The sequence below is a fragment of the Streptomyces sp. NBC_01474 genome (assembly GCF_035918215.1).
Lineage (GTDB): Bacteria > Actinomycetota > Actinomycetes > Streptomycetales > Streptomycetaceae > Streptomyces > Streptomyces aureus.
Window position 1 is genome coordinate 6,387,262 of record NZ_CP109449.1, and the last position, 10,239, is coordinate 6,397,500.

Here is a 10,239-nt window from a genome sequence, read left to right on the forward strand (position 1 = left end):
AGAGTTGGGTGACCGTGGCTGCTGATCTGTCGCAGATCGTCAAGGCGTACGACGTACGCGGAGTGGTCCCGGACCAGTGGGACGAGCACCTCGCCGAGCTGTTCGGTGCCGCCTTCGTGCGCGTCACGGACGCCGCGGCCATCGTCGTGGGACACGACATGCGGCCCTCGTCACCCGGCCTCACCCGGGCCTTCGCGCGCGGCGCCGCCGCCCTCGGCGCCGACGTGACCGAGATCGGCCTGTGCTCCACCGACCAGCTGTACTACGCGTCGGGCGCGCTCGGCCTGCCCGGCGCGATGTTCACGGCCTCGCACAACCCGGCCCAGTACAACGGCATCAAGATGTGCCGCGCCGGCGCCGCCCCCGTCGGACAGGACACGGGCCTGGCGGAGATCCGCGAACTGGCCGAGAAGTGGCTGGAGACGGGCGCCCCCGAGACCGCCGTGAAGGCGGGCACCCTCACCCGGCGCGACACCCTCGACGACTACGCGGCCTACCTGCGCTCCCTCGTCGACCTCACGGAGATCCGCCACCTGAAGGTCGTCGTCGACGCGGGCAACGGCATGGGCGGACACACCGTCCCGACCGTCTTCGCGGGCCTGCCGCTCGACCTCGTCCCGATGTACTTCGAGCTCGACGGCACGTTCCCCAACCACGAGGCCAACCCGCTCGACCCGGCGAACCTCGTGGACCTCCAAAAGCGCGTCCGCGAGGAGGGCGCCGACCTCGGCCTCGCCTTCGACGGCGACGCGGACCGCTGCTTCGTCGTCGACGAGCACGGCGATCCCGTCTCCCCGTCCGCCGTCACCGCCCTCGTCGCCTCCCGCGAACTGGCGAGGAACGGCGGCACGGGCACGATCATCCACAACCTGATCACCTCCTGGTCCGTCCCCGAGGTGGTCAAGGAGCACGGCGGCACACCGGTACGCACGCGCGTGGGCCACTCCTTCATCAAGCAGGAGATGGCCACCTCCGGAGCGATCTTCGGCGGCGAGCACTCGGCGCACTACTACTTCCGCGACTTCTGGAACGCGGACACGGGCATGCTCGCCGCGCTCCACGTCCTCGCCGCCCTCGGCGGCCAGAGCGGCGCCCTGTCCGCCCTGGTCGCCGAGTACGACCGCTACAGCGGCTCCGGCGAGATCAACTCCACGGTCGACGACCAGGGCGCCCGCCTCGCCGCGATCAAGACCGAGTACGCCGGCCGGGACGGCATCACGCACGACGAACTCGACGGCCTGACGATCACCTCCGCGGACTGGTGGTTCAACGTCCGCCCGTCCAACACCGAGCCCCTCCTCCGACTGAACGCGGAGGCCAGGGACGAAGCCACGATGACCAAGATCCGCGACGAGGTCCTGGCGATCATCAGGGCCTGACCACGGCCACACCCGCCGGGAACCCCGTCCGAGCAGCCGTGCCCCCGCCCCCGGCGGTACGCTGACCAGGCCGCACGCACACACATTCACACTGCCGAAGGGACACCCCATGCCGCTCGAAGCCGGCCTCCTGGAGATCCTCGCCTGCCCGGCCTGCCACGCCCCCCTCAAGGAGGCGGACGCCGAGCTGCTCTGCACCGGATCGGACTGCGGCCTCGCCTACCCGATCCGCGACGGCATCCCCGTACTCCTCGTGGACGAGGCCCGCCGCCCCGCATAGGTCCCACCCCCAGGCCCCGCACGGGCCGTCCCGGAGGCTGACACCATGCTCGACGAAACGCTGCTCGACGCCCCCGAGGCCCTCACCAGGGTCGACCGCCGCGGACTCCTGCGCGGCGCCGCCGAGGCCGGCGCCCGCGTCCGCACCGCGGTCCGGCACGCCGCGGAGGCCGGGATCACCCAGCTCAAACCGGACGGCCGCCCGCGCGCCGTCCTCTTCGCCGGACCCGGCCTCGCCGCCACCTGCGTCGCCGACCTGCTCAACAGGCTCGCCGGCGCCTCCTGCCCCGTCGCCCGACTGCGCCCCACCGGAGTCGCCCCCGCCGCGGGCGCCCTGCGCTGGGAGCTGCCCGGCTGGGCGGGCCCCGTGGACCTGCTCCTGATCGCGACCACCGACGGCACCGAACCGGGCCTAGGCCTCCTCGTCGAGCAGGCCTACCGGCGTGGCTGCACCATCGTCGCCGTCAGCCCCGCGGGCGCCCCCCTGAGCGACGCCGTCGCCGGGGCACACGGCCTGTTCGTACCGATGGCGACCGCCCCCTACGAGGAGGACGAACCCGCCGCGGCCTCCGCACCCGGCGCCCTGTGGGCCCTGCTCACCCCGCTGCTCTCCCTCCTGGACCGCACCGGCCTGCTCTCCGCGCCGGCCGAGACCCTGGAGAAGGTCGCCGACCGCCTCGACCGCACCGCCGAGCGCTGCGGCCCCGCCATCGCGACCTACAGCAACCCCGCCAAGACCCTCGCCGCCGAGCTCGCCGACGCGCTGCCCCTGATCTGGACCGAAGGGCACGCCGCGGGCCCGGCAGGCCGCCGCTTCGCCGCCGCGCTCGCCGAACTCGCCGGCCGCCCGGCCCTCGCATCCGACCTGCCCGGAGCGCTCCCCGCGCACGGCCGCCTCCTCCTCGGCGACCTCGCGGGCGGAGCCGACCCCGACGACTTCTTCCGCGACCGGGTCGACGAGGAACAGCCGATGCGCGTCCGTGTCGTCCTCCTGCGCGACCGGCCCGGCGGCCTCACCGCCGCGCCCGCCGCCCGCGAGCTGGCCCTCGGCCACGACACCCCGATCAGCGAGCTCGAACCCGAAGAGGGCGACGAACTGGAAACCCTCGCCGAACTGATCGCCGTCACGGATTTCGCCGCCGTTTACCTCGCGCTCGCCTCGGGCGCATGACGTGGAACCGGCCGGTCCGAACACCGGCCGGCCCCTGACCCGCGTACGGAGAAGAACACCTGATGGACCGCCTCACCAACACCGTCCGCCCCTATGCCTGGGGCTCGACCACCGCCATCCCGCACCTCATCGGTGCCGAGCCGACGGGCGAGCCGCAGGCCGAGATGTGGATGGGCGCCCACCCGGGAGCCCCCTCACAGACCGGGCGCGGCGCGCTCAACGAGGTGATCGACCAGGCCCCCCAGCGTGAACTCGGCCCGCAGGCCGTCGCGAAGTTCGGCCCCCGCCTCCCCTTCCTCCTCAAACTCCTCGCCGCGGGCGCCCCGCTCTCCCTCCAGGTCCACCCCGACCTCGCCCAGGCCAAGGAGGGGTACGAGGCCGAAGAGCGCGCCGGCGTCCCCATAGACGCCCCGCACCGCAACTACAAGGACGCCAACCACAAGCCCGAACTGATCTGTGCCCTCACGCCGTTCGAGGGCCTGTGCGGATTCCGCGCCCCCGAAGAGGCCGCACGCCTCATCGAAGGACTCGGCGTCGACTCCCTCAAGCCCTACGCAGACCTGCTGCGCGCCCACCCCGAAGAGGCCGCGCTGCGCGAGGTCCTGACGGCCGTACTGAGCGCGGACCCCGCGGAGATGGCCACCACGGTCACCGAGGCCGAGGCCGCAGCTGACCGCCTCGGCGGCGACTACGCGCCCTACGCCGGGCTCGCCCACCACTACCCCGGCGACCCCGGCGTCATCGCCGCCATGCTGCTCAACCACGTCCGCCTCAACCCCGGGGAGGCCCTCTTCCTCGGCGCCGGCGTCCCGCACGCCTACATCGACGGCCTCGGCGTGGAAATCATGGCCAACTCGGACAACGTCCTGCGCTGCGGCCTCACCCCCAAGCACGTCGACGTCCCCGAACTCCTGCGCATCGTCCGCTTCGAGGCCACCGACCCCGGCATCCTCCGCCCCGAGGCGTCCCCCGACGGCGAAGAGGTCTACGCGACCCCCATCGACGAATTCCGCCTCTCCCGCCACGTCCTGCCCGAGGGCGCAGCCCCGCACGACGTGACCGCCGGGACCCCGCAGATCCTGCTCTGCACCGCGGGCACCGTCCACGCCGGTGAACTCGCCCTCACCGCAGGGCAGTCGGTGTTCGTCCCCGCAGGCGAAAAGGCCGAAGTGTCCGGAGTCGGCACGCTCTTCCGGGCAACCGTGGTGGCCTGACGCGCCCCAGCCGTCCCGGGCTGCAACAATGACCCACCGCAAAGGGTGGGCAAAGCCCGGGACGGCGTACGCGGACAGATCCGTACGACCAGGACCGGGACGGCGTACGAAGGGACATCGGGAACACATGAGCGCTTCAGGCGGCACAAAAGCGATCGTGGCGGCACTCGCCGCCAACCTCGCGATCGCGGTGGCGAAATTCGTGGCGTTCCTCTTCAGCGGCTCGTCCTCGATGCTCGCCGAGAGCGTCCACTCGCTCGCCGACTCCGGCAACCAGGGCCTCCTCCTGCTCGGCGGCAAGAAGGCTCAACGCGAGGCGACCCCGCAACACCCCTTCGGCTACGGCCGCGAGCGCTACATCTACGCCTTCCTCGTCTCCATCGTCCTCTTCTCGGTCGGCGGCATGTTCGCCGTCTACGAGGGCTACGAGAAGATCAAGCACCCGCACGCGCTCGAGAACTGGTACTGGCCGATCGGCGTCCTCGTCTTCGCGATCATCGCCGAGGGCTTCTCGTTCCGCACCGCCATCAAGGAGTCCAACGAGCTGCGCGGCAAGCTCACCTGGTCCCAGTTCATCCGCCGCGCCAAGGCACCCGAGCTGCCCGTCGTCCTCCTCGAGGACTTCGGCGCGCTGATCGGTCTCGTCCTCGCGCTCGCCGGCACCGGCCTCGCCCTCGCCACCGACGACGGCCTCTGGGACGGCATCGGCACCCTGTGCATCGGCATCCTGCTCATCGCCATCGCGCTCGTGCTGGCCGCCGAGACCAAGTCGCTGCTCCTGGGCGAGGCCGCGGGCATCGACGACGTCAAGAAGATCGAGACCGCGCTCGTCGACGGAGACACCGTCACCGGCGTCATCCACATGCGCACCCTCCACCTCGGCCCCGAGGAACTCCTCGTCGCCGCCAAGATCGCCGTCCAGCACGACGACACGGCCACCGAGGTCGCCAACGCCATCAACGCCGCGGAGGCCCGCATCCGCGAGGCCGTCCCGATCGCCCGTGTGATCTACCTCGAACCGGACATCTACAACGAGGCGGCCGCCTCCACCGGCACCAACCCGGCCAAGACCCCGGACAGCCCGACCCCGGACAACTCGGCCCCCGACAGCCCGGGCCCGGACGCCAACTGACCTCCCCGCTCACCGCCGGACCCGGAGGCGGGCTGGGTCCGGCTGGGCCGATCGGTGTAGATTCGTCACTGAGCCAGACGTCGCTGCTGATGGCGGTCGGGCGGCCCGCACGACGGGCCGGCCGAGGGAGAGAGGGCCTCCGACGGACTGCGCTGCGAGCGCCGGGCACTCGTATGTCCATCGCCGCAGACCAGCCATGCCCACCTCGACCCACCACCACGAGGAGCAAGCTCCCTATGACGACTGTCGACAATCGGCAGGACCAGGACTTCAAGGTCGCCGATCTCTCCCTGGCCGACTTCGGCCGCAAGGAGATCACCCTCGCCGAGCACGAGATGCCCGGCCTGATGTCCATCCGCAAGGAATACGCCGCCACGCAGCCGCTCGCCGGCGCCCGCATCACCGGCTCCCTGCACATGACGGTGCAGACCGCCGTCCTCATCGAGACCCTCGTCGCCCTCGGCGCCGAGGTCCGCTGGGCCTCCTGCAACATCTTCTCCACCCAGGACCACGCCGCCGCGGCCATCGCCGTCGGCCCGAACGGCACCCCGGACAACCCCCAGGGCGTCCCGGTCTTCGCCTGGAAGGGCGAGACCCTCGACGAGTACTGGTGGTGCACGGAGCAGGCCCTGACCTGGCCGAACACCCCCACCGGCGGCCCGAACATGATCCTGGACGACGGCGGTGACGCCACCCTCCTCGTCCACAACGGCGTCCAGTACGAGAAGGACGGCAAGGTCCCCTCGGCCGACACCGCCGAGTCGGACGAGCACCGCGTCATCCTCGAGCTCCTCAACCGCACCATCACCGACGGCTCGCAGAAGTGGACCCAGCTCGCCTCGGAGATCCGCGGCGTGACCGAGGAGACCACGACCGGCGTCCACCGCCTCTACGAGATGTACCGCGACGGCACCCTGCTGTTCCCGGCGATCAACGTGAACGACGCCGTCACGAAGTCGAAGTTCGACAACAAGTACGGCTGCCGCCACTCCCTCATCGACGGCATCAACCGCGCCACCGACGTCCTCATCGGCGGCAAGACCGCCGTCGTCTGCGGCTACGGCGACGTGGGCAAGGGCTGCGCCGAGTCGCTGCGCGGCCAGGGCGCCCGCGTGATCATCACCGAGATCGACCCGATCTGCGCGCTGCAGGCGGCGATGGACGGCTACCAGGTCGCGACGCTCGACGATGTCGTCGACAAGGCCGACATCTTCGTCACCACGACCGGCAACAAGGACATCATCATGGCCTCGGACATGGCCAAGATGAAGCACCAGGCGATCGTGGGCAACATCGGCCACTTCGACAACGAGATCGACATGGCCGGCCTCGCGCAGATCCCCGGCATCGTCAAGGACGAGGTCAAGCCGCAGGTCCACACCTGGAAGTTCCCCGACGGCAAGGTCCTCATCGTCCTTTCCGAGGGCCGCCTCCTGAACCTGGGCAACGCGACGGGCCACCCGTCCTTCGTCATGTCCAACTCGTTCGCGGACCAGACCCTGGCCCAGATCGAGCTGTTCACGAAGCCCGACGAGTACCCGACCGACGTCTACGTGCTCCCCAAGCACCTCGACGAGAAGGTCGCCCGTCTCCACCTCGACGCCCTCGGCGTGAAGCTGACGACGCTGCGCCCGGAGCAGGCCTCGTACATCGGCGTAGAGGTCGACGGCCCGTACAAGCCGGACCACTACCGCTACTGATCCCGAGCGGACCCCGGTGCTACGCAGGCCCCTCGCACTCCGGTGCGGGGGGCCTGCCCCGTACCGGCCCGGCATCCCGCACCATCCGACGTCCGCACGACCCCGAAGGACCTCGAGAGCCCCCATGCCCCGCGGCCGCTATTCGCTCCACGACACCCACGACCACACCCCCCTCGGCGAAGAACACTTCCACTGCGCCCCCGGCCCCTCCGGCTGGCGCTACGTCTCCCAGACCATCACCCCCTCCGGCGAGCACTCCGGCTCCGTCGACCTGGCCATCGACGAACTCGGCCGCCCCATCCGCCTCGAACTCAACGCGGCGAGCTGGCAGGTACGAGGAGCAGCCATCGACGGCGTCACCTGGGTACGCACCGACCCCACCGGCACCTACGCCACCGAGGGGAATGCCCCCGCCCACGCCTTCACCGGCACCTCGCCTGCCTTCCTCGTCGCCACCGCACGCCTGCTGCGCCTCACCCCCGCTTCCCCCGCGACCCGCGTCCGCCTGGTCCGCTTCACCGACCCCGTCCTGGCCCCCCTCACCCTCGACCAGTCCTGGGCCCTGCTGAAAACAGAAACACACGCCACTGACACCGGCCCCCTGAACGTCGACGAATACCAGGTCACAGACCTGGACACGGGGGAACGACAGGCCGTCCACCTAGCCGGCGACGTGGTGCTCGCCGCCCCCGGCATCGAGCTCGAACACCTCGAATCCCCGCCCTCGACCTTCGCCTGAGAGACGGCGGACCCGCGTCAGGCAGGCGGCACGAAACCCGTACCCGGCCCCTCGTCCTCGCGAGGACGCGCAGGCGCGACATCGAGAGTGGGAGGAGCCGCCGCGACAGCCGGACCCACAGGCTGCCCAACCGGCGCCCCGGCACCCGGATACACCGGACCCGGCCCACCCACCGGACCCACCCCGACCGGAGCCACCCCCACCGCCCCGCCGCCGAAAGCCCGCTGCGCGTCCCGCGACTGCCGCTCATGCACCACCGCGGCCAAATACGCCGCAGGCGGCACATCCCGCGGCGCCGGAGCCCCCGTACACGCCGCCAGATCACCGGCAAGCCGCTCCGCCATCGCCCAGCCCACCTGCGGATCCAGCTGCCCCATACGCGTCAGATACGACCGGACCGCCAGCCACAGCCCGTCCGGCACCCCCGACAGATCGAGCCCGGCGAACCGCCCCACCAGCCACGGAGGCGGCGGAGGCACGAACCGCGCCGGCCCTGCCGGCACCCGTTCCCGCACGACGAGCGTCCCCGCGAACACGTCCCCGAGCCGCCGCCCCCGCTCGGACACCAGCGACGCGATGCACGCGACCACCCCGAACGTCATGAGGATCTCCACGACCCCGACGGCCCCGCGCACCAGCGCATGCCGGAACCGGATCGGCCCCCCGTCGTCCCGCACCACACGAAGCCCGCACGCCAGCTTGCCCAGCGAACGCCCATGGCTCAGCGTCTCCACCGCGATCGGCACCCCGACAAGCACCAGCACGAACGTCGCTACCGCCACAGCCGCGGCCGCCGCATCGTCCAGGGAAGCGGTGGACGCCACGATCCCCATCGTCACCACGATGTACACGGTGAACGCCACGATGAGATCGATGACCACCGCCAATGCCCGACTGGGCAGCTTCGCGGGGCGCAGCTCAAGAGCCACCGCCTCGCCCGTCACAAGCTCACTCACGCCGGCCGTCCTTCCCTGCCCTGCCCTCGGAACCGCCAGTCTGCCAAGCTGAGGGCACATCGCGCCGCAGAGGTAGCCACAACAACAGCAGCCGAGGAGCAGCCGACCCGATGGACCTCGACGTCTTCGTGTCCGCCCACCGAGCCGAGTGGGACCGCCTGGACGCGCTGCTGCGCCGCCGACGCCGCCTCAGCGGCGCCGAAGCCGACGAACTCGTCACCCTCTACCAGCGAGCCGCGACCCACCTCTCCCTGATCCAGTCCAGCGCCCCGGACCCCCAGATATCCGGCCGCCTCACACAACTGGTGGCACGCGCGCGTAGTGCCGTGACAGGCACCCGCCGCGCCTCCTGGCGCGACGTGACCCGCTTCCTGACCCAAGGCTTCCCCGCGGCGGTCTACCGCTCCCGCCACTGGTGGGTCCCCACCGCACTGCTCTCCACCGCGATAGCCGCCCTCCTGGGCTGGTGGATAGGAACGCACCCCGAAGTTCAGGCGTCGATCGCCGCCCCGTCCGAACTGCGCGACCTCACGCGCCCGGGCGGCCAGTACGAGACCTATTACTCCAGCCACCCCGCAGCCTCTTTCGCCGCCCAGGTGTGGACGAACAACGCCCAGGCGGCCGCCATGTGCCTGGTCCTGGGCATCTTCCTGGGCCTCCCGGTCCTCTGGATCCTCTTCCAGAACATGCTGAACCTGGGCGTGGGCATCGGCCTGATGTCCTCGGCCGGCCGCCTCGACACCTTCCTGGGCCTGGTCCTGCCGCACGGCCTCCTGGAACTGACGGCGGTCTTCGTAGCGGCCGGTACGGGCCTGCGCCTCGGCTGGACCCTCATCGACCCGGGCCCCCGAACCCGCCGCGCGGCCCTCGCCGAGGAAGGCCGCGCCGCCCTGGGTATGGCGATCGGCCTGGCGCTCATCCTCTTCATCTCGGGCGCCATCGAAGGCTTCGTCACCCCTTCGGGCTTGCCGACCTGGGCCCGCATCACCATCGGAGTCCTCGCCGAGCTGGCCTTTCTCGTCTACGTCTACGTGCTCGGCGGCAGAGCGGCTCGCGCCGGCGAGACGGGAGACCTGGACAAGGCGGAGCGCAGTGCCTCCGTACCCACCGCCGCCTGATGTGCGTTCACGGCGTCTGACCTGCTAGTCTCCTCCTCGCCCCAAAAAAGCCGTTGACACTGACGGTCTGGGGAGGTAGATTTGAACAGTTGCCTGGGATTCGACAGAGTCACCCGCAACGACTAGGGTCTAGCTCGCTTCCGAGAATTCTTCTCCAGAAGCGCACCCCCGATAAATCGGAAAATGAACGCCGGTCAATCCGGCCGAGAACTTCTGATAAAGTCGGAACCGCCGGAAAGGGAAACGCGAAAAGCCGAAAGGCCGGAGCGGAAACCTGAAAGGCACCGAGGAAATCGGACACGAAAGAGTCTGATAGAGTCGGAAACGCAAGACCGAAGGGAAACTGCCCGGAGGAAAGCCTGAGAGAGTCTCTCGGGTGAGTACAAAGGAAGCGTCCGTTCCTTGAGAACTCAACAGCGTGCCAAAAGTCAACGCCAGATTGACAACCCCGGCCCACCTTTGGTGGGTTGGAGGTTCCTTTGAAAAAGTCCTCACTCCCACACCGGGGTGAGGCGCACTAGCGAGGACGCAGTGAATCGTGGGGATTATTC

Annotated in this window: 9 protein-coding genes; 8 read left to right on the plus strand and 1 reads right to left on the minus strand. The window is 70.4% G+C overall.

Translation table 11 applies throughout. The features are described 5' to 3' along the window. The first annotated feature begins 14 nt into the window (after positions 1–14). The 7 genes from OG758_RS29265 to OG758_RS29295 all read left to right on the plus strand — a co-directional run bounded on the left by OG758_RS29265 (position 15) and on the right by OG758_RS29295 (position 7,614). Positions 15–1,379: a phosphomannomutase/phosphoglucomutase gene (locus tag OG758_RS29265; RefSeq protein ID WP_326716071.1), complete on the plus strand. Its 1,365-nt coding sequence runs from the start codon at positions 15–17 to the stop codon at positions 1,377–1,379. A gap of 109 nt (positions 1,380–1,488) precedes the next feature. Beyond that, the gene (locus tag OG758_RS29270; protein ID WP_100597970.1) at positions 1,489–1,659 is read left to right on the plus strand and encodes a Trm112 family protein; all 171 of its coding nucleotides are present in this window, start codon (positions 1,489–1,491) and stop codon (positions 1,657–1,659) included. Between the two features lie 45 nt (positions 1,660–1,704). Continuing rightward, positions 1,705–2,829, plus strand: a complete 1,125-nt coding sequence (locus OG758_RS29275; RefSeq protein ID WP_326712681.1) for an SIS domain-containing protein — start codon at positions 1,705–1,707, stop codon at positions 2,827–2,829. A gap of 62 nt (positions 2,830–2,891) precedes the next feature. Beyond that, on the plus strand, positions 2,892–4,043 hold the full coding sequence (gene manA / locus OG758_RS29280) for a mannose-6-phosphate isomerase, class I (RefSeq protein ID WP_326712682.1): 1,152 nt from the start codon (positions 2,892–2,894) through the stop codon (positions 4,041–4,043). Positions 4,044–4,170: 127 nt separating this feature from the next. Further along, positions 4,171–5,175, plus strand: coding sequence for a cation diffusion facilitator family transporter (locus OG758_RS29285; protein ID WP_326712683.1), 1,005 nt, complete (start codon positions 4,171–4,173; stop codon positions 5,173–5,175). 236 nt (positions 5,176–5,411) lie between these two features. Then, positions 5,412–6,875 carry an adenosylhomocysteinase gene (gene ahcY, locus OG758_RS29290; protein WP_326712684.1) on the plus strand — a complete coding sequence of 488 codons (1,464 nt, stop codon included), beginning with the start codon at positions 5,412–5,414 and terminating at the stop codon, positions 6,873–6,875. 124 nt (positions 6,876–6,999) lie between these two features. Continuing rightward, a complete protein-coding gene (locus tag OG758_RS29295) occupies positions 7,000–7,614 on the plus strand; it encodes a hypothetical protein (protein ID WP_326712685.1) in 615 nt (204 codons plus the stop codon). 17 nt (positions 7,615–7,631) lie between these two features. Here the strand turns inward: OG758_RS29295 and OG758_RS29300 are convergent, their stop codons facing one another. Beyond that, positions 7,632–8,570: an RDD family protein gene (locus tag OG758_RS29300; RefSeq protein WP_326712686.1), complete on the minus strand. Its 939-nt coding sequence runs from the start codon at positions 8,568–8,570 to the stop codon at positions 7,632–7,634. 110 nt (positions 8,571–8,680) lie between these two features. Here OG758_RS29300 and OG758_RS29305 point away from each other — a divergent pair, with 110 nt between their 5' ends. Continuing rightward, positions 8,681–9,688 carry a stage II sporulation protein M gene (locus OG758_RS29305; protein WP_326712687.1) on the plus strand — a complete coding sequence of 336 codons (1,008 nt, stop codon included), beginning with the start codon at positions 8,681–8,683 and terminating at the stop codon, positions 9,686–9,688. Positions 9,689–10,239: the final 551 nt, after the last annotated feature.